Origin of the sequence: Mycobacterium sp. 29Ha (assembly GCF_032883055.1) — a bacterium.
Taxonomy (GTDB): domain Bacteria; phylum Actinomycetota; class Actinomycetes; order Mycobacteriales; family Mycobacteriaceae; genus Mycobacterium; species Mycobacterium gallinarum.
Window position 1 is genome coordinate 1 of sequence record NZ_JAMQTI010000045.1, and the last position, 25,019, is coordinate 25,019.

The 25,019-nt window shown below is 61.8% G+C and carries 17 protein-coding genes; 10 read left to right on the forward strand and 7 right to left on the reverse strand.

Annotation, left to right across the window (positions count from 1 at the left end):
• The coding region (locus M1248_RS32290) for a hypothetical protein (protein ID WP_317150808.1) at nucleotides 1-1,143 on the forward strand (1,143 nt) is incomplete at its 5' end.
• Between the two features lie 12 nt (nucleotides 1,144-1,155).
• Here the strand turns inward: M1248_RS32290 and M1248_RS32295 are convergent.
• Genes M1248_RS32295 through M1248_RS32305 form a run of 3 tightly spaced genes read right to left on the reverse strand, consistent with a single transcriptional unit; the run spans nucleotide 1,156 to nucleotide 8,940 of the window.
• On the reverse strand, nucleotides 1,156-2,706 hold the full coding sequence (locus tag M1248_RS32295; RefSeq protein WP_317150809.1) for an SIR2 family protein: 1,551 nt from the start codon (nucleotides 2,704-2,706) through the stop codon (nucleotides 1,156-1,158).
• Nucleotides 2,703-6,020 carry a UvrD-helicase domain-containing protein gene (locus tag M1248_RS32300; RefSeq protein WP_317150810.1) on the reverse strand — a complete coding sequence of 1,106 codons (3,318 nt, stop codon included), beginning with the start codon at nucleotides 6,018-6,020 and terminating at the stop codon, nucleotides 2,703-2,705. Before M1248_RS32300 ends, M1248_RS32295 begins: the two co-directional genes overlap by 4 nt.
• A complete protein-coding gene (locus M1248_RS32305; RefSeq protein WP_317150811.1) occupies nucleotides 6,010-8,940 on the reverse strand; it encodes a PD-(D/E)XK nuclease family protein in 2,931 nt (976 codons plus the stop codon). Before M1248_RS32305 ends, M1248_RS32300 begins: the two co-directional genes overlap by 11 nt.
• Nucleotides 8,941-9,332: 392 nt before the next feature.
• Here M1248_RS32305 and M1248_RS32310 point away from each other — a divergent pair, with 392 nt between their 5' ends.
• Together M1248_RS32310 and M1248_RS32315 are read left to right on the forward strand one after the other, a co-directional pair.
• Nucleotides 9,333-10,007: a hypothetical protein gene (locus tag M1248_RS32310; protein ID WP_317150812.1), complete on the forward strand. Its 675-nt coding sequence runs from the start codon at nucleotides 9,333-9,335 to the stop codon at nucleotides 10,005-10,007.
• A 167-nt stretch (nucleotides 10,008-10,174) separates the two neighbouring features.
• Entirely contained in the window at nucleotides 10,175-11,179 is a 1,005-nt protein-coding gene (locus M1248_RS32315; protein WP_317150813.1) for a hypothetical protein, read from the forward strand.
• A gap of 242 nt (nucleotides 11,180-11,421) precedes the next feature.
• Here M1248_RS32315 and M1248_RS32320 read toward each other — a convergent pair whose 3' ends face one another.
• Entirely contained in the window at nucleotides 11,422-14,337 is a 2,916-nt protein-coding gene (locus M1248_RS32320; protein WP_317150814.1) for a helicase-related protein, read from the reverse strand.
• Between the two features lie 74 nt (nucleotides 14,338-14,411).
• Between M1248_RS32320 and M1248_RS32325 the strand changes: the two genes are divergently transcribed.
• The 3 genes from M1248_RS32325 (at nucleotide 14,412) to M1248_RS32335 (ending at nucleotide 19,120) form a co-directional block, all read left to right on the forward strand.
• Nucleotides 14,412-15,332 carry a hypothetical protein gene (locus M1248_RS32325; RefSeq protein ID WP_317150823.1) on the forward strand — a complete coding sequence of 307 codons (921 nt, stop codon included), beginning with the start codon at nucleotides 14,412-14,414 and terminating at the stop codon, nucleotides 15,330-15,332.
• 3 nt (nucleotides 15,333-15,335) lie between these two features.
• Nucleotides 15,336-18,086, forward strand: a complete 2,751-nt coding sequence (locus M1248_RS32330) for an AAA family ATPase (protein ID WP_317150815.1) — start codon at nucleotides 15,336-15,338, stop codon at nucleotides 18,084-18,086.
• A gap of 131 nt (nucleotides 18,087-18,217) precedes the next feature.
• Nucleotides 18,218-19,120 carry a hypothetical protein gene (locus M1248_RS32335; RefSeq protein ID WP_317150816.1) on the forward strand — a complete coding sequence of 301 codons (903 nt, stop codon included), beginning with the start codon at nucleotides 18,218-18,220 and terminating at the stop codon, nucleotides 19,118-19,120.
• Nucleotides 19,121-19,772: 652 nt separating this feature from the next.
• Here the strand turns inward: M1248_RS32335 and M1248_RS32340 are convergent.
• Nucleotides 19,773-20,483, reverse strand: coding sequence for a DUF6308 family protein (locus tag M1248_RS32340; protein ID WP_317150817.1), 711 nt, complete (start codon nucleotides 20,481-20,483; stop codon nucleotides 19,773-19,775).
• 177 nt (nucleotides 20,484-20,660) lie between these two features.
• Here M1248_RS32340 and M1248_RS32345 point away from each other — a divergent pair, with 177 nt between their 5' ends.
• From M1248_RS32345 to M1248_RS33510, 3 genes are all read left to right on the forward strand, one after another.
• The gene (locus tag M1248_RS32345; protein ID WP_317150818.1) at nucleotides 20,661-20,870 is read left to right on the forward strand and encodes a hypothetical protein; all 210 of its coding nucleotides are present in this window, start codon (nucleotides 20,661-20,663) and stop codon (nucleotides 20,868-20,870) included.
• Nucleotides 20,871-20,936: 66 nt separating this feature from the next.
• On the forward strand, nucleotides 20,937-21,563 hold the full coding sequence (locus M1248_RS32350) for a hypothetical protein (protein WP_317150819.1): 627 nt from the start codon (nucleotides 20,937-20,939) through the stop codon (nucleotides 21,561-21,563).
• Between the two features lie 63 nt (nucleotides 21,564-21,626).
• The gene (locus M1248_RS33510; protein WP_410506778.1) at nucleotides 21,627-21,977 is read left to right on the forward strand and encodes a BrxA family protein; all 351 of its coding nucleotides are present in this window, start codon (nucleotides 21,627-21,629) and stop codon (nucleotides 21,975-21,977) included.
• Between the two features lie 196 nt (nucleotides 21,978-22,173).
• Here the strand turns inward: M1248_RS33510 and M1248_RS32355 are convergent, their stop codons facing one another.
• Both M1248_RS32355 and M1248_RS32360 read right to left on the reverse strand, forming a co-directional pair.
• A complete protein-coding gene (locus tag M1248_RS32355; RefSeq protein WP_317150820.1) occupies nucleotides 22,174-22,578 on the reverse strand; it encodes a hypothetical protein in 405 nt (134 codons plus the stop codon).
• Between the two features lie 35 nt (nucleotides 22,579-22,613).
• Nucleotides 22,614-24,395: a hypothetical protein gene (locus tag M1248_RS32360; RefSeq protein ID WP_317150821.1), complete on the reverse strand. Its 1,782-nt coding sequence runs from the start codon at nucleotides 24,393-24,395 to the stop codon at nucleotides 22,614-22,616.
• 238 nt (nucleotides 24,396-24,633) lie between these two features.
• Between M1248_RS32360 and M1248_RS32365 the strand changes: the two genes are divergently transcribed.
• Nucleotides 24,634-24,984: a hypothetical protein gene (locus tag M1248_RS32365; protein WP_317150822.1), complete on the forward strand. Its 351-nt coding sequence runs from the start codon at nucleotides 24,634-24,636 to the stop codon at nucleotides 24,982-24,984.
• Nucleotides 24,985-25,019 lie beyond the last annotated feature (35 nt).

Here is a 25,019-nt window from a genome sequence, read left to right on the forward strand (position 1 = left end):
CGACCCACCAACCCCAAGCCGCATAGCGACTGGACCACCAAACGGGTCCCCCTCAAGATGTCCGCCGCCGGAATGTCCGACGCGCGGATTGCTGAGGCGCTGTCTGTCGAAACAGATGGCCAAGCGGTATACCGCTGGCGGACAAAGTATGGCGTGGAAAAGCCCGACGTCCGCCACGTATCCGTCCTCGACCCGCACGCTGCTGACATCAAGCGAATGTATGTCGACGAGGGATTGACCGACGAAGTCATCTCAGAGGCCCTGCCACTCAAGGTGAATGCTGAAACAATTCGAGCATTCAGAATCAAAAAGCTGGGCATCAAGTCGAACAGGCTCCGAAAAGTCGGCCGGTTCACCATGGACGCCCGCTACGAAGAGATCAAAGATGAGTTGCCCGCCGCTTGGGAACGCAGCAAGCGGTGGCATCCGACACAGAAACGTGAAGTTGGATCGGCTGAGCGCGTTGCTGAGGAGTTTGGGGTAAGCGCGACCACGGCAAAGAAGTGGCTAGCCAAGCAAGGACTGGGTGAGAAGCGGATTGACGGGAAGGTCGGAAGTGCGGAAGCGCTCGCACGCTTCCATGATGGCTGGTCCGTGCCTCGGATCGCAAAGAAATTGGGTGCGACACAAGATTCCGTACGAAACTGGCTGAACGCAGCGGGTTGCGACCTCAGTGATTATTTCGCCCGCATGAACCATGAAGAGAAGATCGCTTGGCGCCGGTCGATCAGTGAAGGCAAAGCCGCTTCAGTCGCGGGGGCCGGTCGCTACTCCTACGGAGGGGCGCGTCTTGATTCGCCGCAGGAGGTGACGTTCGTGAAAAACTGCGACCGGCTGGGACTGGAGTGGCGTCCTTACGACCGTGCGCTGATGGGAGTTTGCGAGGTTTCGATCAACGGTGAGATCGTGCGATACGCGCCAGACCTCTTGGTAGAAGAGTTGGCCGTGGAAGTTAAGGGCATATATGACCTCGTCGCCGCGACGAAGGTCCGAACTTGGCGAGAGCAGCGGGGCTCGCTGGCGCTAATTATGAAAGATGAGCTATTTGAGTTCGAGGCGGCAAGTTCAGCTGAGGAGGCGCGGCAACTGCTAGACGCGACATGCTACTTGGACCCTGAACCGGAAATCGCATTCTGGGAGTAGGCCTGTGCACTGCTAAGTCGAGCTGTCCCCGAGTTCCTCAAGGAAACGGTTAACGATAAAGCCAACAGATCCGGGCGAAGCATCACGCGTCTTGCCGGCTAGCATAATCAGCGAATTTCGAAGCTGCCACTCATCTTTCGAGAGACTCTTGTATGTGGTGTCCAGAAAGAAGGAAGCAGACGTGGTAGACAGATATCCGACCAAGTCGAGAAAGATCTCGAGCTGACGAGCTGCCTCGCTCTTGTCGACGTCCTCATCGGGCCGGGAAAACATTGGAACTATCGCGAGGTCGTCTTCCCACAATTGCCGTTCGAGCCCGTCGTCGCTCAGAGTTAGGACGGTGGCATTGGACGCGCCTGCCGCTGCATCTCCACGCGCCGCACGCACTTCGTACATCAGTTCGTGGAAGTCTTCGTCCCGCAACGAGTATCCGACGAAAAGCATGTGTCGCATGAGGAGTAGGCCCTGGACGAGGCCGATGAGCGCGCCGTACTGGCGAGGCATGTCTAAGAAATCAGACCTGGTGAGAACCATGTTTTCGGGGCAGTCCACCGATCCGTGCAGCTTCAATAGCCATCTGCCATCGGCATCTGAAGGATTTGTTGGTAGTACGGCAAGCTCGCGCCCTCCCGATGTCGCCGCAGTCTCGAAAAGCTGGTCAAAGTTGGTGGTCACGGCTTCTTTACTTGGCAGTGACGCGAGTAAGCCGTGTTGGAGGGAGTATCGATCTGGAGTTGCGAGCTCGGTTGCAACTCGCTTCTTCAACCCATTTTCTGATCCGAGCCAGCGCTCTAGAAGGGTCGCTTGGTCTCGATAGTCCTTGGATCGCAACCGCTTCACGATATTGGGATCGACTCTGCCGCTTTTGGCGACCTTCTGTAGTAGGTCACCCCACGAAGGCAAACCTGCGCCGATGCTAACCCCGGCGCCGACGAACAGAACGAGGTTGCTACGGATAGCGGCTTGTGCAAGGCGATGTGCGCAGGATTCGAGGTGTGGATTCGCCTCTTGGTCGAAGCGCCACACTTCGCTAAGCGGCCTGTCGGAAGCGACCTGACGCCGTGCACGCTGGCATGCAGAATAGTGTTTGTCGCCATACGCCACGAGGACGATGTCCACATCGTGATGCTCAGCGATGCGATCAAGCGCGCGCATGAGCCCATGAACAAGCTCGCCCTTTCGGTTGGATGCACCACCCCGGCCGATTCCGATAACATTCACACCTAGTCGAAACTTTGGCCACGTATAGACGTGGGCTCTACTTCTTCGCTTAGCCAGGGCAGATACGGCTTTCTCGACGAATTCGTTGATGATGGGTTCGAAAGCCCTGAAGTCGGAGTCATTGCCAATCTGTCCTGCGTTCCCTAGCCAGATGTGCGGCTCCTTGGTCGTCGAACGGAGCCGAATCACCAACTCGTTGTCCCACGATCTGTTGTTGGTTCTTCCAGACAGGAACTTCTTCCAAGCCTTTGTAATGTGAAAGCGCTCGTCGGTCGGAATCAGGATGGCGTCACAGGCGATCTTCGTCAGGTCACCGTTAACTACAAACAGGTGGCCAGTCATGAAGGCGAGTTTTCCTTTCTGCCATAAGCGGTTTCTGGGGTCCTAGGGCTGACGTGACGAGCAATTGCCCCGCCGGGCCGTAGGAACAGCAGAGTCGCTTCGGCTACATTGCGACCGACAGCGGTGCGAACCGCGTCAACGTAGGCGTGCAACTGCACGCTGTAGAGCTCCACTTTCGCATCAAGCTCGCTCTCGTCGCTCCACGAATCTGTCTTGTAGTCGACGACCACTAGCCCGCCATTGCGCTCATAGAGCAAATCGACATATCCCTCTAGAACCCCTGCCTCCCAGGGAATTCCGATGTAGACCTCCCGCCAATGGCGCCGTACGGCAGCGGTCTTAACGACATCGGAATCTAATGCAGCCTGGGCGAGCGCTTCGATCACATCCTCCTTGCCGAGAACTCCCTCAGCAGCGGCCTGCGCAGCGCAGGCGGCCGCTAGGCCGGCTCCGGTAGCCAGATCGACCACCTGCAACACGCCGTGGACGGCACGCCCGATTGCGCTGCCGTACCGGCCCTTCTGCCACGGTGGCAGGTCGATGTCCTTCGCCCCCTTTGCAAGCCCGGGGTCTATTGGAGTTGTGTTCGACTGTTGTTTCGCCGCTGCCTCTTTCGCCAGTCGTGTCGCGGACGTCGCGATCGGGCGTGACGCGCTGATCAATGCGGCATCGTGCGCCGACTGCCACTCCGTCAGGGTGGGCAACGGAGTTAGTTCAGTGGTGGTGGTCGACGTAGGCGGGTCGATAGACGGCTCATCGGATAAGTCGAGGTCCTCGACCAGCTCAGGGTTCCATCCAGCCTCCTGCAGAACCTCGGCAGAGGTTGGCGCTGATCGGTTGCCGCGCACATTCCGATGCGTTGATATCACCAAGTGGTCCCGCGCTCGAGTCGTGGCGACGTACAAAAGGCGAAGCCGCTCATGGTGATCCATCTGTTCTTCAACCGGCTGTGTGTCTTCGAAATCAGTGGTGGACAAACTCTTCGAGAGTTTGATCGCCCAGCCAGATGACTCGGGAAAGCGAACCTCCACACCGCGCGCTTGCGATGTCATCAGTGTGGTCATTCCCGACAAAATCACAACTGGGAACTCCAGCCCCTTCGCGCCGTGGATGGTCAGAATTCGAACCGCATCGTCGTCGGTTTCGGGCAGTACCGTCTCTATGACTCGCGTTCCTTCACCCGACTGTCCTTCCACCCATTGAAGATATTCACGTAACCTCCCACCGCCGGCTTCCTCCCACGCGCGGCACTGGTCGATGACGAATCTCAGCCGCCGCCAGAGGTCGCGCGGCCTGCGCTCCGCAGCTGCCAGTTCGAAGAACCGCCGCTCGCGCAAGATTCGATCGATTACTTGGCTCGGCGACAACCACTGGCGCTCTCGATGAAGTTGACACATCCATGCGATGCCTTGTGCAACCGGGTGGCCGCCGGGCGCACCGTCGGGAAGCGCGGCTTGGTGATCCCAGCCACCGCGGTAACGCTTCTTCCACAGAAATAGGTCGTCGTCACCGCAACCGAACGCTGTTGTGCGCAAAGCGCTGACGACGGCTAGAGAGTCCGTCGGGTCGTCAATCGCGCGCGCAACCAGCATCAGCTCGCGAACTTCCCGGGTTCCATACACCAGCGATGATGTCTCGGCACGAAATGGAATACCGGCGTCTTCGAGAGTGCGCTCGAGAAACGGCAGCGACGTGCGCGCAGGCAGCAGGACGGCGATATCGCTCCAACGAGCAGGGCGCCAGATGTCCTCATGTGAGGGTGTGCGTTCCGCGACGGACCACCCTTCGCGGATGGCCCGACGAATCGTCGCCGATACGTCGGCAGCTTCTTCACCGCGAAGTTCATCAGCTGATAACCGACTTTCATGCTCCTGACCAAAGAATGCGACCGATGGCCCAACCTCAGGATCATCGCGCTCGGCGATAAGCGCTTGGTAGTCGGGTTGTGACGATCCTTCTCGGACGATCAGCTGCGTGAATGTCGAGTTCACCCACTTGATAATCGCGTCTCCAGTACGGAAGTTCTGGCTGAGTTGCAATGAGGGCCCAACGAGGTCGTCGCGCGCTTTCATAAACAGGCCAATGTCGGCTCGTCGAAATCGGTAGATCGACTGTTTGGGATCGCCAACGAAGAAGATACGGCCGGGAGTCACCTCAACGGTCGACCAATCCTTCTGGCCCGCATCGGGGTCGTCCGACGCAATCAACACAGCGATTTCGATCTGGATCGGATCGGTGTCCTGAAACTCGTCAAGCAAGAGCCGCTCGTAGCGGCGCGCCAATGATTGGCGGACTGCCGGTCCTGTGGCTCCGTGACGGAGCATGTCCCGTGCGAGCACGAGCAGATCGTGGAATTCGAGCTCACCTGCGTCGCGGCGGAGCGCCGCGCTTGCGGCGGTGAATCGAGCCAAAGCCGCGGCGAGCAGCTGGAGCACTCCCTCGAGCACCGCTGAGCGCAACGTCGCGCATGCTTCGTGAAGGTCGCTCAGCCGGTCTCGAATAACTTGAACGCCAATGCTTGCCCAGTTGAGTGCTTGCCCTTTAGCCGATTTCAGCTTCGGCGCATCGAGCAGTTGCAGTCGGCCGTCGTCGTCGACAGCATCGCGCAGTCGGGCCTCGAACTCAGTCACGCTAGTAGTCAAATGACGGAATAACAGGTCATTTTCGCTAGTGCAGTGTTCCGCGAGAGCTATGACCTCAGTGAGACCTCGAAGGATGTCAATGACATCGACGGATGGAACTGGCGGCGGCGCCGTGTCGATACGATCGGCGACCAGGTCCCAGTTTGCGTTGAATGCAACGGCGACATCGCGAAGGTGCTTGGGCCTGCCGCCACTTGCGAAGAGAAGTCTTAACGGCATCTCGAGATCGACGTCGTCCAGCAGGCTATCCGCGAACTGTTCCCACCGTGTCTCAAATGCAATCTGCGAGGCGATCTCATCGTTAACAGAAAATCGCGGGGGCAGGCCCGCCTCGATGGCATGTTCGGTGAGTATGCGCTGAGCGAAAGAGTGGAGCGTACCGATCGCAGCGCTGTCGAGGACCAGCAGCGCGTCGCGGCATGCGTCATTCTTCGGGGCGCGGCGACGCAGCTCAGCGCGGATGCGGTCGACGAGTTCTGCAGCAGCTTTCTCCGTGAAAGTTATCGCCGCGACGTGGTCGGCGGGTACTCCCGATTCCACAAGCGCAACAAATCGATTCACCAGACACGATGTCTTGCCCGATCCTGCACCGGCTTCAAGGAATATGGTGCTGTCGAGATCATTTATGACTGCGTCGCGCGCAGCGCGGTCGGTTATAAGGTCAGTCGACATTGTCACCAACCTCGGCTAACAGCGCACCGTAGACGGCCAGCGCAGGATCATCCTTCTTCCGCTCCCACTCGCGCCGGGCGTGCTGGTCGCTTAGCCCATCGGGAGTGCAGTACCAGCAGTCCACCCACCCCCAGGTTGGTCGGTCGACCGGATGCGCTGGAAACACCCCTGCGCCGATTCCACTCACGATGGTGTCAATGGCCTCAGTTACCAGCTGACGGACAGTCTCTGTGATCGGATATCCCTGCTGTCTAGCATCTTTCGTGAACCAGTAGTCTGCACGGACCTCGCAGGCGTCGGGGTATTCGGCACGTGCTGCCTCCGAGTACACGAACAACTGCAGTTGTCGGCCGTTGTGATGAGGGTTTGATTCACTCAGCCCGGTGTAGCCGCTCGCACTTCCGGTCTTGTAGTCGATGACGGCCAGCGATCCATCCGAGTGCCGGTCGATCCTGTCGATTGAGCCCCTCATGCGGATTGTGTGGCCGCTGGGTAGTTCGATTGGGATGCCGCTGAAGCCCATTTCAGCCGCCACGGGACGATAGCCTTCCTCGAGCCGTTGAGCGTCGACCGTGAGCAGCTTGTCGAGTTCGCCCGCAAGGCGGACTCGTTCAGCGCGCCAGAGTATGGCACGGCCGGTATTGCCGTGCATTTCGGCTCGCTCGAAGTGCTGCGCAGCGATCTCCTGGAGGCGGGTGTGGTCGGCTTCGGTCCACGTGTCGAGCGGGTGTCCAGTGTCCAGTGCGGTGCGGATGAAGTCTTCGAGTATCGAGTGAACCAGGGAACCCCTCGTGAGTGGGTCGATCTCGAATCGCCGTTCAGGTTCCTCAACGCGTTCGATCCCCAACACATGGCCCAGCAAGTATGTCCGTGGACACTTAGCCCATGCTTCGAGTCGAGACGGCGAAATGTGTTCAGGGAGACCGATTTCGGTAGCGAGATGGGCAAGGTTGCCGTCAAAGCGGGTGAAGTCGGTGCTGCGTCGGGCGCGTACTACCTGTAGTGCCGCCTGCGACGGCCGGTCGTCAGCGAGCAGCGGATGGTCGACCGTTACTCGGGCGATGGCAGCGAGACGAAGCTGCTGCTCGTTGCAATAGACACCCGTGCGCGCCAGCCCCCCAGCAAATGAAGGGGTGTAAGTCAGCCATGCCTCATCGGCGTAACTGGCGAGTTCGTCGGACTCGACATGGGCGACACCGGCAAGGCGGGCGGCGTCTACCAGAAGCCAGCGCGACGCGGGCTGGTCAGTCGACCGGCGCAGATCGCCTCGGGGATGGGAGAGCAATGTCGCATCGGCGCTTGCCACTGCGGCGAGCAGATCGCGCCGGTCGTCCAGGACGCGATGCGCCCGCAACTGCAGGTGGCCCTCGGCGGCCTCGCGCTCGACGTCGGGGAGGAGGGAGTCCTCCAACCTGCGTGGCGGGAAGCGTCTTTCGGACAGGCCGAGGATTGCGACGCGGTCGAAAAGCATCCCCGCTGCGGCTGACACGTGGCCGACGAAAACGCCGTCGCCGGGCCGCCCGACCCTTCGAAGCGCCACTGCCAGTTCGCTTTCGAGGGTGCGCCGGAACAGCTCTATGCTCGGAGGAGATCCGCCGAGCGCGTCCAAGCCGGCCAGTCGGTCCAGCAATTCCTCAATCCGGTGCGCTGCGTCGACCTCGTCGGGCGGCCATGACATGCGTCGCCGGTCACCGCCGAGGTACTTGCCGGCGAGGTCGGTCAGCCAGGCGACGGTCTCGCGCCACGATTGATCCGGGTGGCGGCTGTTGAGATCACGCCGGAGTTCGATAACGAAGGCGGACAGCTCGTCTGCGCGGTCCGCATCTCGACGGTGGTGGTCAGCACGCCACTCAAGACCTTCGGCGAAATCTGCGTCTGCTCGTTCACGCTGTGCGGCAGCCCACCCCCGGAGTCGACCATCCCAGTCGTCACCATGGACGATGCCAGCCAGACGGGAAACTCTCTCCCAGGCTCGGCTGGGAACGCGGCCTTCATTTCCTAGGATTGGCGCGTCGGAGAGCAGTCCGAGAACATCCGCACGCCGAAAGTCTCGGTCGGACAGCGCCAGAAGGTTGTGGATGGTGCGACCGTAGAGCATCTCACCGATGCTGCGGACTGGCGTGCCATTGACCGCAATGTCGGCTGCCTCCAGCTGCTGCTGAAGCAGCCGAGCGTACGGATCAGCAGTCGGATACAGAACGGCGATATTCCCGAGCCGGATTCCGTCGTGCATCCAACCCATGATCGCTTGGACTACGCCGCGCACCTCTTCATCGGGGTCGCTGGCGCTCAGGATTTTGTTGGCGAGCGGGGGCTCGAACGGATCATCGTGAGAAAGTGCGATGTCGGCGAGCTGGTATGCCGCGGCGGTCGCGGCGTCAGCGTCGTGGTCCCCAACTACGCCAACGTTCACGATGACTCTGTGGTGATCGTCGAGTGCGGCGATCATCGCGGCTTCGCCGGCTGTAAATGACGTCAGAAGATGAAGGACGACGGGACTTGGCTGCTTCACCTCACCGGCCATCAGAAGTGCTGCGGCGGTGGAAAGTAGATCTTCCTCGTCGTACCAGTTAGGTGCGAGTTGGGTACGCGCAGATCGCTGAATTCGGATGATGTCTGCTGCACGGGCCGAGCAAGTCGCCACTTCATCAAGACTTGAGTCGGGAGCTTCCCTTAGCTCTCGATACGCGCTGGCGAGTGCCTGCTCGGTTGCGGGGTGATCGGCGACCGCAGCGAACACGCCGGGCTCAGATGATAAGACGCCGCGAATAGCGGATGCGATGAGCGGAGCCGAGAGCGGTCGTCGACCGCTCTCGGCGAGACTCGGACCGGCGAGCTGTTCGGCAAGGCGACGCAGGGTGAGGAAGCTGACGTTCGCGATGCCGCCGGGACGCGCGGCCAACGCTCGGCGGGTCGACACCGATACGAAGTTTGATCTGACGATCACGGTCACCGGTGCAAGGGGATCTCCGTCTTTGAGCGCGGAGATCTGGGCGCCCAGGTGCTCGATCGCCGGCCGGCCATAGGCAGTTGTCGTCGTTTCGATCTTGACTCTCCCGGATGGTCGGGTGCTCGGCCGTCCGGGTTCGATTAAAGCGAATGAGCGCGGTGCTTTGCAGTCGAGTTGTCGAATCAGTTTCGAGGCCCCGCGACGGGTGCGACCCGGAGCCCTTCGAGCAGCACGTTTGCCTGCGGCGGCCTGGGGAGGCGTGATAGGACAAGGCCAGGCCGGCGTTGCTCGGCGGGCGATCGAACTGCGGAGGTGGGCACGCGGTGCCGGCGAGATTGACTAGAGAAGGCAAGCTTCAGAGGTTGGTCGACGAAACGCGGAAGCGCGTCGATCGCGAAGGCGACTCGACACCCAATCTGAAGCAGAGCCCGAGTAGCTACTTGCGTACTTTGATCCAGCAGGCGGGTTACGAACGCAAGTCTGAGAAGCTGCTCGAGGAGCTCGACGAACGACTTGACGCTGCTGGGATCGCCACCCACCCCAACTTGAGGGATCCGAGTATCGGTCCTGACACGCGGATATTCTTCTTCGACCTGAAGCGGCCGATTCCGAAGTTTCAGCAACCCCGCCAGCGGTTCGCGGAGGAGAAGGAGCTTTCACGGTTCCTGGCGATGAATTGGGCCGCGTTGCCATACATTAAGAAGGCGGGATTGCGATTCCGCAATCGGGAGGTCCGCCTCGACGGCAGCGCCATCATCGACCTGCTCGCCGTCGATAAGAAGACTGACGAGCTAGTTGGCTTCGAACTGAAGGTCGCCGATGGTGACGACCGGCTGTTGGGTCAAGCCGCCCGATACATGTCGTGCTTATGGGCACAAGCTAAGAAGGAGGGACGTGCCGGTGCGCGGTTGATCATCGTGACCGGACAACCCAATCCGGAACTCGCAACGCGAGTTCAAGAGCTCGGCACACACTACGGTGTGCGGACGGAGTGGTTGTTGTACAGCGTCACCGTTGATGTGTTCCCGGTCAAGTGATCATACGTAGTTCGCGGGTGGTCGAGCTCGAGTCCATTGGAGCTCAGTTGGACGCACCACGCCGTGCCAACCTGCTGAACATCTCGCGCAGTAGGCGCCCGTGTCGGCGAGGTCAAACCTAGAGTCAGATAGGGGAGTTAAATGCGCACGGTTGGGGAGCTGCAACGATGAATGACGTCGGACTTCGTTTGCTCGAAAGCCTTTATGAGCAGATGATGATCGACGAGCAGTGGTCTATCCGTCGCGAAAGAGGCTTCACGTGGTGGTCGTACCGGCTCCCCCAGCACGTCGAGGTCGCCGAACCCGTCGAGTCGCAGGGGCTCATTGTCTGCACCGTTCGAATCTGGACTGACCTTGTTTCCGAGGTCGACCCTGAAACCGAACCAGCGGTCGTGTTGGCGCCATTGAACGCGCAGGCAACGTTGAACGCGCTGGTGTGGAACAGCGATTCGGCAACGATCAGCGAGTGTTGCACCGCCGGCGTCCACGAAGAGAATTTTGGTTGGATGAGCAAGGTGTTGGCCACCGCGGCGATCTTGCAGAATGCTTCGGCCACCAATCGCGCCCGCGGAATCGGTGCGATGACTGGTGGTGTGCCCGCGGCCTCGAACCATCCGTCTAGTGGTCAACGTCCGGACATGGACGACATACTTGGCGTGACGCAGGTCGTCGTTCAGGAGGGACAGCAGCCCTCGCGCTTCACTGGCGCAGGGATGGAGGCCGTCGGCCGCTTCCTAGCGGATATGAACTTCCTCGGATCCACAGACGCGACAGGGCTGACGTGTGAAGTGCCGTTCGTCGGTGGTGCGCCAGCAATATCGTTATCGTCCGAGCGTGGTAGCACGCTCCAAACATCGCTGGTACAAGTTTTCACCGACGTGCCGCACCCTGAGGCCGGAAATGGTGTACTCACGATCATGCGGTTGCCCATCAGCGCTGATTCTGATGCTGTCGGCGGGATAGCGAACGATCTCAACATCGCTGAGGCTCAGGAATTTTCGCCGACGCAGTTGCTCGGCGCATGGTGCCCTGACCCGTCGGATCCTGAAGGGAAAACCGTGGCTTTCTGCACATTCGTACCGAATATGTTGGCTCGGTGGGTGCGCATCGAGAACCTCGTATTAAACGCAAGCATGCACTCCAGATTCGCCGCGGAATACCTGAACCAGTAAAGACTGGCGAAGGCACAATCTTGCCTGGACCACGGTGGTCTCGGTCAGAGGTTCCAATGGAGGCCGGTTTGCGTTTGGGGCACTCGCTGCGGGTTGCACCGCACCAGAGAAATCGGGCGTCGCGATGCGGACCATCGTGTCGAGGTGTTACCGCCGGGGTGTCTCGTCTGCGGGTAGTTCGAGGGCAGTAGTTCGGCGGTGTACCGCTGAAAGTCTCTCTGCCATCGTGCCATCGCGCATACTTAGGATGTGCGATCAGCCTGGCTTCGGTGGCGCCAAATGCGGTAGCTGTCAACGACATTCGCAGCCACGTGCTTTTCGGCGCGTCGGCGCTGCATCTCACCCGGCGGCGCGGCTGACCAAAAGGTGACCGCGGCATTCCCCGTCGTAAAATCCCAGCCCTGACCCGGCAAGGCCGCAATCGGTTCCAGACTTTTCTCGATCAGGGCATCGCGCAGTGCCTCGCGCGCGGCGCGCCAGACCGCGGCTGTCGCGGGGCTTGCTGTTCCCCGGACGTACGCGACCGCGGCGATCTCTCCACCGTCCTGCGCCACGTCCGCTATCGCCGACTTGGCAGCGGCAATCTCGGACGCCGCTGGTGCCGACCCCACATCCAATCCGGTGTAGAGCGCGGGACTCACGTGCGGTCGGTCGCCATTGGTGAACACGGCGTAGGTACCGCACGCCACCGCGCTCCCGTCGGCGGACTTAACGACGCTTACGAGTACGTAATCCTCATCAGATCGGTTGTCGGACAGAACAATCCCATCGCGCAAGATTGAGCCGAACTCCTCGCTGACGGCTTCGACCAGCGCTGACACTAGCGGATGCCCAGGCGCCATCAACTCTGCCGGATCGGCCGCGAAGATCTGGCTCTCCGAGTGCTCGAACGCCACTCTGTCGTAGCGGGCCAGCAGCGACGAACCGAACCGCTGGCGCAGCTTCGTCGGCACGTAAGCCACCCGCCATGCGCCGCCGTGGGCGCTGATGTCGACGTGAAAGAGCGGTGCGGCGCGCAACATGAAGGCGTGGACCACATTCGGCTGAAAGCTCATAGCCTTCGCGATCTCCATCTCACGACGCAGCACGGCTAGCTCCTCGGGTGTCAGCGTGCTCACTGATGCCGCACGCTTCGCGACCGCTGATTTCAGGCGATCGGTTATCGTGTCGAGCGCGGAATCGATGTCTTCGTGGTCCGCCTCCCGGTTGACAGCCCGCGTGAGCAGTTGGCTGAGGCTGATCTCGGTCAGCACCTCACCGAGCACGTCGAACACCTGATCGCCGAGTGCCTGACGCTGCACTTCGAGTTTCTCGAGCAAGGTCCGGAAAACGTCACCTTCTCGGGTGTCGGCCGCCACCAGGTTCCAGAGATGACAGGTGTTCCGCTGGCCGATGCGGTGGATCCGACCGAACCGCTGCTCGAGCCGGTTCGGGTTCCACGGGACGTCATAGTTGACCATCAGATGCGCTACCTGGAGGTTCACGCCCTCGCCCGCGGCGTCCGTCGCGATTAGCACGGAGCTGCTCGGCTCCTCGATGAACCTGGTCTGCGACGTACGACGATCCGCCCACGACATCGCGCCGTGGATCACCTGGACGTCGACGGTCTTGGCCAGGAGCTGCGCGAGACGGTCTTCGAGGTAATCCAGCGTGTCCCGATTCTCGGAAAAAATGATGATCTTGCGGCGGTGTCCGTCCTTGTCGTACATAGCGTCGCTGGTGAGCAACTCGGCGAGCGCTTCCCACTTCGCATCGACGCGTGCTTCGTGAACCGACTCGGCTTTCTCGACGAGCCGGTCGAGCACCAGGATTTCCGTTTCAAGTTCAGCGAGCGTGCGAGCATTGGTGGCAACGTTGACTACTTCGTCCTGGTAGGTCTCGGCCCGCGCGCTGGTCATCTCATCAGGATCTTCGTTGACGATCCCGAGCGACGCTGCCAAATTGGCAGCGAGCTTCGCGTCGTCGTCGTGGGTCTGGTCCGCCTGAGCGCGAAGCCGGTCGCGCCGACGGGTGAGCGACCGCAGAATCGCCCGCGGCGAGGACGCCAGCCGTCGCTGCAGGACGACCAGTGCGAAACCCACACTGCGCCTGGTGTCGTCGTCGGAGACCTTGTTCATCTCCTCGCGGACGTACTCGCTGACGTCCTCGTACAGATCGTGCTCCATCGGACTGAGTTGGTACGGCACAGTGCTCGCGCGGCGCTCGGGGAACAGTGGCGACCCGTCCAGATGGACCAGCTGTTCTTTGACCAGGCGGCGCATCAGCCCGTCATTTGCCGGGTCGTCGACGGCGGGCTGATCGGCGGATCGCAGGAGGGTGAGGAATGCCCGATAGTCCGCATCCTTGCCGTTGTGAGGGGTGGCCGTCATCAGCAGTGTGCTCGGGACTGCGTCCCGGATCGCCTCGGCGAGCATGAACCGCTTCGTCTTCGTGACTGTGTTGCCCCAGGCACTGACCGCGAGTTTGTGCGCCTCGTCGAAGATCGCCAGATCGTAATTCCCGTCCACTGCCAGCGCGGTGAGGTCCTTACTGCGGCTGAACTGGTCGAGACGGGCAATGAGGAAAGGGAAGCCGTCCAAGGATTCGGCCGGCGGATCACCTAGGAGCGCTCTGTCGAAGATCTGGAAGTGGAGTGCGAACTTCTCCCGTAATTCGTTCTGCCATTGCTCGACGAGACTGCCGGGCACCACGATCAGACACCGCCGGATCCAACTCCGCGCGAGCGCTTCTTTGATGAAAAGACCTGCCATGATGGTCTTTCCGGCGCCGGGGTCGTCGGCGAGTAGGAATCGCTTCGGGCGGCCGGTGAGCATGCAGTCGTAGACAGCCTGCACCTGGTGCGGCAAGGCCTCGACGTTGGACGAGGATACGGCGAGCAGCGGGTTCAGTAGGGATGCGTGCCGCAACCGCAGGGCTTCGATCGCGAGCCAGAACTGCTCGGGATCGGCGTCGAGCGTCGGGCCGCAACCGCCGACCAGTAGAACTTCATGTAGCTCCTCGGCCGAGCAAAGTCGCGAGTCCTCGATGCCGTACTCGTCGCGGTAGCGGACGAACGCGCCCGGGCCGGCTCGCGTGATCTCGATGATCTCGGCGACCGCGTCGGCGACTAATCCCTCGACCTTGGCTCCCGGCGTCAGGTGAGCGAACCCGTCCGGCACCGCGGTCTCCAATCTTCCGGGATGACTATCCGCATGATAGACAGCAAACGGGAGGGTTTTGGGTCGTGGACATCATGATCGTGAGCGGGGTGCACCTCGATCACGCGTGGACTGGCCTCGGCGCCCGGTTCGGGTCCGCCTTACGCGGGTGGTCGCGCGAAGTCCTGGCGCTCGTCGTCCAGGAAGCGAATCACCGGGGCGCGGGCATGCTTCTGATCGCGGGCGACCTCTTCGACCGCTCGTACGCGTCACGCGTCACCGTCGACTACGCGTCCCAAATCCTCGGAACCTTCAGCGGCGATGTCGTCATCGTCCCTGGTAGATCCGACTGGTACGACGGCAACAGTCTCTACAACACCCATACATGGGCTTCGAACACATTGATCTGTACGTCGTCCGAGTATCAGCCCTGTGCTGCCGCGTCCTCGGTCTGGGCTAGCGCGTGGACGGCGCCGGGCGGCTCCGCCCCACGGGTGCCGGACGCGCCGGATTCGCAGGTGCTGATTCGCGCCGAAATGGCCGATGGGGCGCTCGCCGTCCCCGATCTGGTGCACGATCCCCGCGGTCCCGGAGGGTTCGTCCTTCTGATCGACAGCGCGGAGCCACGGAGGCCTGCGCAGCATATCGACCTGTCCGGTCAACCCGGATCGCTCGTGGACGTCGATGTCACGGATGCGGCCAGTACCGACGAACTTGACGACATTCTCGAGGCCTTATTAACGCCGGGCAATCCTCTATTGCTGCGACTGCTTGGCACACTTGCACCGGGCGTGCTGCTCCCAGGTTTCGGGGGACCGGACCGGGAACTCCCTCCGGAGGTCGTGCTCGATCTCGATTCTCTGAGTTTCGCGACGCCGCCGGTCGACCCGACGGATCACAGTGCCCGCGCGGAGTTCCTCCACGCAATGGCGTACGCCAACACCCCTGAGCTGCAACGGCATCAGACCATCGCGCTCGGATTCGCCGCCCTCGATGCCTCCGCTCAGGGGGCCTGAGACGTGCGCATCACCAAAGTGATCGGGACCGCTTTCGGGCCGTTGCGCGATGAGAGCTTGGATTTCGCGGCAGGTCTCAACATCGTGCATGGACCCAACGAAGCCGGAAAGTCCAGTTGGTTCAATGCCACCTACGCGGCTCTGGCTGGCCGAAGGAAGTTCAGGGGAAGAGGCTCGGCCGAGGAAACCGAGTACAAGAACCGGCACAAGCCGTGGTCCGGATCCAAATGGTCTGTGGGGCTTGCCGTCACGCTCGATGACGACCGCATGCTGGCGATCGAACAGGATCTGGCTAAGGGCGAGTGGCTAATAGTCAATGCGTCGACAGGGCAGACGGTGTCCGACTCCGAGTTGCTCACCGACAACAGCCTCGATGGCACCCGACTGCTTGGTCTCAACCGCCACTCAGCGCGGGCGACCATTTTCACCGGGCAGTCCGACATACTGCGGGTTCTCGAAGATGCAGGCGAGCTTCAAACGCTACTGGAAAAGGCCGCCGCGAGTGAATCGGCGGACGCTTTTGCCGACGCCGCGCTCGCGTGGCTCAAAGAGCGGCGTAGCGAGTGGGTAGGAGTGCTAACTGGCAAGAAGCCACTCGCAATCAGCCACTCGGCCTGGAGGGCCGCTCAGGCGCTAGCGGAGACACGCCGGGATCATCTTGGCGAGCTCCTCGAAGCGATCGCTAACCGTAAGAAGCTCGCCGCTGCCCTCGTCGATGCACGCACCAGAGTCGAAGTGGCGGAACGTCTCGCGATGTGGAAGAGCGTGTACGAGTTGCGCAGTCGGGTCGAGAAAGCGGTCGAGTTGTCAGCCAGCCTCGCGGAGACGAACGAGGCCGACTTGACGGTCGACGGCGAGAAGCTCTCGGCGGCCACCAGACTCCTCGCCGTGTTCGACGGAGGAACCGACGTTGCGCCGCTTGCCGACGGGCCGTCGGCGGCCGACCTACAGGCTCAGATAGATGCTCTACCCTCGATCCCCGAGGGAGATCTCGAACCGCGCGCCGAGGTCCTAGAGGCCCAAAGCGAACTGGTTAACGCTCAGACCGCCCTAGCCACGCACATGCAGACGGCGACGCCCGTCGCCGCGCCGCCTCCGACCACCCTCCCCGCCGATGAGTTGCGAACTCTCGCCGACATTCTCGCGTCGACGCCGCCCGAGGTGGATACGGTTGCCGTAGCGGAGTTCCAGGCGGCCCGAGACGAGCGGGCGGGTCGAATTGAAGCCCTGCAGGACGAGGTCGAGCGAAAGGATCTCGCCTACCGGGAAGCCAAAGCCGCCTATCACGCAGCCGCGCTCAACGCTGCGCAGGCTTCGGAACTCGCGGCGCTCCACAGCTCCGAGCGGTCGGCCGCTGAGGAGCTCATCACCGCCACCCGAGAGCAGTCCGACTTCCTCCTCGAGGCGCTCAGGGCGCAGGAGGCTCAGGCGGCGGTCATGGCGCAGGAGATTGCACTACGCCAACATCAGGAAATCGTCGACAACGCACGACAGCGGGTGCTCAACGAAGCCCTCGAGCCGGATCCCGAGGCCCTCAAAGGGGTCGCCCGCGCGATCGACGATGCCCGTACCGCACAGAAGCTGGCGGCTCAGCACGCGGAGCGAGCCGCCGAATTTCGAACCTTGCGCGAAGAACGTGTCAGAGTCCTAGGCCGCTTGCTCGGCCAGGCTGCTCACGCCGAGATCACGGATGATCATGTGGCGCAGACCCTTCAAGCTTTCACCGACTACGTCGACGCCTGCAAAGCACGCGCTGAGGTAGCACAGCAGGCCGCCCGTAGACACGATCTCGTTGAAGCGCACAGTCAGAGACAGCAGGTCGAAGCGGGCCACCTCGAGGCGCTCGCCGCTCGCGAAGCCCAGAGGCGCGGTGTCGTCGAACTCGCAGCAAACCTCAGCCTCAAAGTCGAGCCTGCGAAGGCCGTCGACGAGCTGCGACGGTGGGCGCGCGAACAGGAGTCGAAGCTGGAGGCGTCGGCGGCGCGGAAGACCGACGTTGCACTGCTCGCACAGTTGCTCGGCGGCCGTGAGCTCGCCGATCTAACGTCCGAGCTCGCGGCGCAAACGGCGAGCGCCGGGCCCGAGCCGGATGTACCGATGCCGGCCGATCTAAACGCTTTCACTGCGGAGGCGAAAGATCGCCTTGACAAGACGATCAACCGTGACGGACAGCTCAAAGGGCAGATCCAAACACTCGAGGGCGACCTCGGGTCGGTCGCCGAGGCTGTGGAGGCAGAGGCCGATGCGCGGCGGGCGGTCACCAGGGTGGAAACACTGGCGTCCTGTCTGGACGCGGCAACCGCCGAACTCAAGAACGCGAAGGAGCGGGCCAACGCCTCTATCGCGCCGGCTTTGGCGGACCGGATGTGCCCTTGGCTACCGAGGGTGACAAACGGCCGTTACCGCGATGTCACCGTCGACCCAGGTAACCTCACGATGCAAGTGACCGAGGCCACCGGCCAAGTCCGCCAAGCGGATCGGCTCTCATTGGGCACAACCGAACAGATCTACCTGTTGCTGCGCGTTACCCTCTCGCAAGTACTCTCCGGCGGCGCCGAGACCGCTCCGCTGATCTTTGACGACGTCACAACGCAGTCCGACGCTGCGCGCACTGTCGCGATACTGGAACTGCTCCATGAACTCAGCGCCGAGCACCAGGTGATCGTCTTTACTCAGGAGGACGAGGTTGTCGACTGGGCGCACGAACACGTCGATCCCGACCGCGACAAAATTATTGCGTTGACCGCGCCATAAGTAGGTGAGCGGGTGCCGGGCTCGTGGACCGTTAGCTGTGCCGCCGGGGATGAGCAGTTCGCTTGATCGAAAAGCCGGGCGAAGGCCGGCGATCCCGATGATTTGTCGGTGTGCGTCGTTATCTTGGGGCGATGGATTGGTACGCCAGACCAGAGGGGACCGCCTTCCAACTGAGGCTTGCGCCTCGGCTGGCGTCGTGGAACAAGACCGGCGACCCCGACCAAGTTCGGTTACAGGCCTACCTGGACGACACGGAGGCACTCCTAGCAGGTTCGCGAATCGACGGCCCTTGGGCACTCCGGCTCGACGTCGGGCTACCGACTTCACGGGATCTCCTTGATGCCGCCGATCTTGACAACTATGCGTATCCATTGGCCTATCGCTTGCGGGACGCCGGGTTGGTATCCGTGTGGTGCACGAAGCAGCACAGCGACCGGTCGTTCGTCGGGATCGAAGCAGCCGTAAAGGTACGTGGACCATCTACCGGATTGCTGATCGCGCGGCCGACCGCGTCAGCTTCGACTGTCGCCTTTAAGGAGCAGATCCGCGCGAGCGCGGAGAATTCGGCAGAGCTGCCGCCAGGGCCAGTGAGGCTCGAACTGTCCTTCGTCGTAGGTCCAGGCAGGAACTGGCTGAACCTCTGGAAGCAGACAATCGACTCTCTCGACCCACTGTTGGGTTCTACATATCCAGAACGTCCGTGGCATCCACGCGACGGCAGGATTACCGAACTTGGCTTACACGTCAAAGTTGTGCCCGATTTCGGTCACCGGATCATGGTCGGCATCGCTGCGTCGGTCCCGGAGGGAACCGCCGAGCGAAAGATCGCTTGGCGAACCTACGGGGGCGTTATCGCAAAGTACGAGTTGCCGGGTGGGGCGCCCACGGGGTGGGGAATTGTATTCCCGCATTGGGACGCGGAGATGCCGTTGTCAACGGACAACGCCATTTGGTTGCGGGATGCTCTCGAGTATGTCCTGGACGCAAGCAGAATTAACCGACCGGCACCGGCACCAAAACCGCTCTGGGATTAGAGCGGTGCCTCGCTCGATGAGCTACCAGAGGTATCTGTGCCATCAATTAGTCAACCGCCGCCGCCGTCTTCTCACGTCAAAAACTTGCGGGTTTTCATCGGGTAACGCCTTCGTGCACCGCCCAGCTGAAGCTGGGGCAATCCCTGCCCAGTGTGTCGGGGTTATCGGCTAACGTCGCAATCGTGAGAGACCCGCTCGGGGCGGCCCTCATCACACGGGGTGACTTGCGCGAAATGTTTGACGAGACCGACTTTGTTCGAGCCATCGCAAGCGCGCTTGAAGCGGAGCGCGATGAGATGGCGGTGCTAGCCGATTTGGGCGCCGCAGCAAGCGAATCCTACGCAATATCGCTACCCACTGCCGAGGGACTCGGCCCCTTGATTCAGGAGTGGCCGACGCAACGAACGCCGTCGCCCAGAAGGTTCGCAGACATCTCGACGAACAACGGGAGGTGCTATCAACATTTAACGTCGCGTTCTTCGGGCGAACCGGTGCAGGCAATAGCACCTTGTTGTCGGCTTTCGGGCAATTGACGGACGTGATGTCTCGCCTGGCGACAGCGACTGGACGACGGAAGTTCATTCTGTGGCATGGCGCGGCTGCCGTCTTTATGACACTCCGGGCAGTTATGGGCAGTCCGCCCCTCTGGGGGCTATTCCGGCCCGATGTCGTCCGAGGGCCGATGCGTCATCCAGACGACGATGTCGGCGACCCGCAGCAGGCTCAGGTGCCCTGACCCGGAGCGCTGCCGGATCTCGCCGAGGCGTGCCACGAGGTCGGGATCGGCGGCCAGGGTTTCCCACCACGGCCGCCACCAGGGAGCAGCCTTTTGTCCAAGGGCTTTCTCGACGACGGTGTCGCGAATAGGTAGCAGCCCCAGCCGTTTTCGAGCCAGCAGCTTGTACACCGCGACGCGCGGTATCGACGCGTCGTTGCGCAGCAGCCAATAGAGCTCTTCGCCCGGGGATCCGGGGCCCAGCCACCGCTCGAACTCTGGCTCCGCGAGCGTGTGAAGTTCGCGGCCAGCCGGCACCTGCCCGAGCAGCTTGGTGATCCGGCCGGCCCGAGAGTCGAGGGTGAGGATCGAACTCGGGCGCAGCGCCGAGGTGCTCTGCTCCCGGATCTGGATCGACAGCATGCTCAGCGCGATCAGGTCATCGGACTTGATCCGGACGGGGTCGTTGTGGCCGTAGGTGTCGAACGCCGAGCCGGTGTAGCCGCCCGCACCGTAGCTGCGCACCACCGCGGCGGCGTGCTCCACGGGGTCCGGCTCGCCCGCCTCGCCGTACCCCTCGTCCAGACCCAGCTTCCGGCGCAATCGCTGCCGGAACCCGCCACCCGGCCCTGCGGAATCACCCGCCATTCCACCCCCTTCCTCGAACGGTTCCCCGCAGAATGAGCCATCCGCCTGCGGGGGAGCAGCCGTTCGGGTTCGCGGGTCCCCACTTTTTGGGTCAACCATGCATCGGTCTATCGCGCAACCCATTTCGGCCTCGCCGGGATCGGGAATCGTCGGGGCGGTGTGGCAGCATGGCTGTCCGTGAGCAGACCATTCCATATCGAGGACAGAGCCCGCGGCCGTATCGTCGCTACCGGCGAGATCGACGCAGATGCCCGTGTCGTCTGGGACGAGACCGAGGACAGCGTGAGCGCGGAACTCGCCGACCTCGCCGAGGAGATCCAGCAGCACATCGCCAAGGGTTACAGTGGCGGCCAGTTGCGCCGCCCCCTGGAGTGGTTCGAGCTGTAACAGACCTCGCCGCCCCGCCGACCGCTACCCGAGCCGCGCACCACCCAGTTCTTCAGGGAGACGACGATGCAGATCAGCCTGTGGTCCGGCGGGCCGACCTTTGAGCTGGCCGACCGCTGGCAACCGCTGAGGACGATGCCCGATGATCCCCCCGATACCCGCGTGTTCGGCTTCACGCTCAACGACGGGGCTAAGGGTTTCCTGATGATGCACTCCATCCCCCCCGGCGCGGCGATGCCCTTGGATCAACAGGCGGTCATCGCGGGTCTGCGCGGCGCTGACGAGGTCCGTGCGGGCGAAGCCGGCCTGATTGGGGTCGATGCGGGACATACGACCTCCGGTGTCCCGTACGTCTATAGCCTCATGAAGATCCCCGGCGACCCCAGGGGCGTCCACTACAACCTGACACTGCACCTGATCGGCGAGCGCACGCTGCAGATCCGGGGACACTTCGACGAGGGCGATCTCACCGGCACGCGGGAAGCCATCGTGTACGAAATGGCGCAACGCCACAACATGCTTCACGAGCCAACCGCAGGCGACCCGACCGGCGGCTGGGCCCACGACCCCTTTGACCACTCCACCACCGGCTTCGTGATGAACATGAGCGAACTACCCGACTTTGATGAGCAGTTCCCCAGCCATCCGCTGACGATGACCCGGGAACTGCTGCGGAATATTGCTGACAGCTGACGCACTTGCAACCGCGTGAAACGCGCATGAGTCAGCTTCACCGTGAAGTCCGGAAGAACGCCAATGCTTCGCCATCGCAATCTGTCCGATGTCGGTGCGATTGCAGATGGTGGCGAACGGGTCGTTTGGTCGTCCAGCAAGTACCGGGGTTCTGTGTCCGACGCTGAGTATCGGTTGTCATTCACCACGGGCGGCCCGTTCGTCGACGAGGCCATCGCCGTTGCTCAGGTTGCTGTAGTCACCGATAACTGGACTGAAGTCCGGAGGCGTGTGGTTGCTGAGAACCTCGTCCAACAACGCATGGCCACATCGACCGTTCGGGTGGCGCGAGAGCTGCTTCGAGCTGCACACCGAGCTCCCGACGGATTTGTGAAGTTGCCAGCGGGGTGCTGCCGAGCTCACAGGCTTTCATGACGGTGAAGTGATCGCCGGTGCCCCGCAAAAGTCCTGAATTCGCTACCCCGAGCCTTTGCGATATCGTCTGCTGGTCTACGGCGGATCCGACGGGTGGTTTTGTCACAACTATTGCTCGACATGGTCGCCTGGAATTCGAGAGGTGCTCTGCAGGCGACGTGGCAGACGTGCGGCGAATTTAGAGGGCCCGCAGCGCCTAGACACGCCGGCGCGGTTTGGCGTAAAGGTCGTGGACCTTGCCGACCTGACTGGACCAGAACGCCAATTTGTCGTCCTGGGTCGCTGTGTTCGGGAGCAGGCCGAGTTGGATTGCCAGGCTGTAGAAGCCGGGTCCAGCATCGTTTCTGTCGATATAAGTCACGATCGCTGAGAGCATTAGACCGGTTTCGGCGACGGACCGATTTACGACATCGCCCAGCGCCGCCCCGATGGCATTGCGATCCTTCTGCGTGGAGAAATCAAACGGCCTATGACCGGCGGCCGCGAGCGCAGTGTTGACTTCTGTGTAACTCGTGACGCGACGCGAGCGGGCCCGGTCCTCGAGAAAAGCTTGAGTGTCTGCCACGATCGCGTCCCACTCGTCGTCGCTTCGATCAAACACGTCTCACTCCGTCGAGCGCTCGGATAAGTCCCATATCAGCTGCTGATGACCTTAGGTTCACCGTCAGTAATCGCATCTGGTGACAGTCCTTTTTCAATCATGAAGCGCAATAACGCATTCACCGCCACTTGCGCAGCGGTGAGCTGAGCAAGTGCTGTTGACTTTGGATCGTCGAAGGCATTGAGCCGGTTGATGACTGCCGAGATTTGGCACTCGAAGTCGGTGAGTTGGTACCACAGCGTGCTGTCGAAGGGGAGGTCCAGCTGCTTACGTGCATGCTCAGTCGCAACGCGCATCATTAGTTTGCCAAGGTTCGGCGCTACCGTATCGTTACCAGATCCGCCTGCGATTGCCGCGGCCGCAGCTGCGGCTCCTCCGCCCGCCAAGCCGCCGAGCATCGCCAGCCCGCCGACCATCCCGCCCGGGCCGAATGCCGCCAATCCTCCGACGATCGCTGCGCCGCCGAATACGCCCGCTGGTGCCGCCACAGCGAGTCCCACTGGCCCCGCCGCGATTAACGCCACTCCTGCAGCTGCCGTTAACACCCGACCCCACGGCACGCCCCCCTTGCTTGAGACGCATGCCTGGACATCATTGATTGCATCCGCCACCGCTCTGCCGATTTGTCGCCGGAACCCGAGCTCGACGGCAATGTCCTCGAGCGCCTTCTTGGGCGCGTCACCGGGATCGATTTCATAAGGGGTAACGCAGTTCGTCAGGGCCAGTACCACGAGCTCACCGACGGCCTCATGAACTTCCCAACGGTGTGGCAATCGCGGCAACTTGCCTGCGATCAATTCACGCATCTCGGGCGCCAGCGGTTGTCCAGCCGACACTTGTTGAACGAGCTGTGCGGCAAGATCCTCGCGAAGAATCTTCAACGTGGCGCGATAGCGCTCGGCTCGTCCGGCGTCTTTGATGTTGCGTGCAACCGCCTCAGCGAAATGCTGCAGCAGCAGAGTCGACGCTTCTCCATCACTCATCCGAACCGCGATATCGGCACTCGCGGGCGCAAGGTCCTTGGACGGGTAGAGCGCGTCAGCGACCAGACTGGATACTGCAGGATCTCCAAGATAGGTGCTGGCGTCATGGCCACTGATCCCGTCGAGCAGGAAGTCTTGTGCCCCCGGGAAGATCCTCGCCAGGCCCCGGCCTCCCGTGACGATGTCGCGCACGTTGATGAAGTTCGACCAGTCGTCCACTCGCGCATACGGAAACTTCTTTAGCAGGCGCTCGCTGCCCTCGTGCAGCGCTCGAATATTGGCCGGGCTGCCGATCGTGATGAATCGCCGTACGTGCAGGTTCTCATGCAGATGGTCGAGGAGGTCGATGGCGATGACGGACCCAAGACTGTGAGCGATCAGCAGCACATCGCCATAGGTAGGAAGAAAGTCAAGAATGTGGTTCATCACGTCCGCACGGACTTTTTCGTCGCGCACGTACGTTCTCACCTGGTCGAGGTTCATGATCGGTAAGTGCCCGAATGCCAACCCCGGCGCGGCTTCCCAGACGACGTCGGGGATCATGTTGAAGCCAAACGGACGCACCCCGGATTGAACCTGCAGCAGACGTTGTACCCGAGCTTGCCTTCGTTCGAAGTCGAAACGTGCGCGCGCTTCATCCACCGGTTTATAGGTAAGTGGTGGCAGCTTTCCTGCTCTCGCCTCGGTCCGCAGGTATGAGCTGTAACGCGGGGCGATGACTTGTTCTCGGTCGATTGGCTGATGGCCCGCTTGTACCAGCCCGCGATTCAGACCCTCCAGCCATTCGTAGTTGGGGTCTCCCTCGCCGATGCCGTGCAAAAACACGACCTTCATGCATGCTCCGATTCATCGATCCGTCTTGACGCCGCCACCGCGCCGGGCGTTCGAGAGCCGAGTATGTCGCATCCCGCCGACATGTGAGGTGGGAATTTGCGGACGCCCTTAAGTTCCTGGGGCGAGACAGGCCGTTCCTCCTGCTAGCTATCCGCAAAGCGAAGGTCAACTGCATTCACGGGTTGTTTGCGTCGAGTCCTGAGAAGATTTATCGGACACGTCTACTACCCTCCGCCACGTGGACATGGGGGTTTATGAAACGCTGCTGACCGAGAGTCTCGTTCAGCAGCTGTCGCTTGAGAATAGTGCGCGCGCTGAGTACAGCAACGTCGACGACGCGGAACAGAGCCTGGCGATCGCACGACATCTCTCCACAGTTATCGAACGTTCGCTGCGCGCAGCACGTACGACTGAAGACCGCTCAGAATTGGCTCGTCGAATCCTCGATGTACTCCCAGAAACGTTCGCGGCGGGTGAGGCGCTTCACGTCGTCGAACCAGGGAAAGTCACCCGGCTCGATGAAGTCGCCGCGTTAGCTGCACTCGAGAACTCTCGTTTACCTCGGCCGGCTGAGGTGAGCCCGTCGTAGTGGTCCAGTCGTTGTGGGACTCTGTTGCCCGGTGT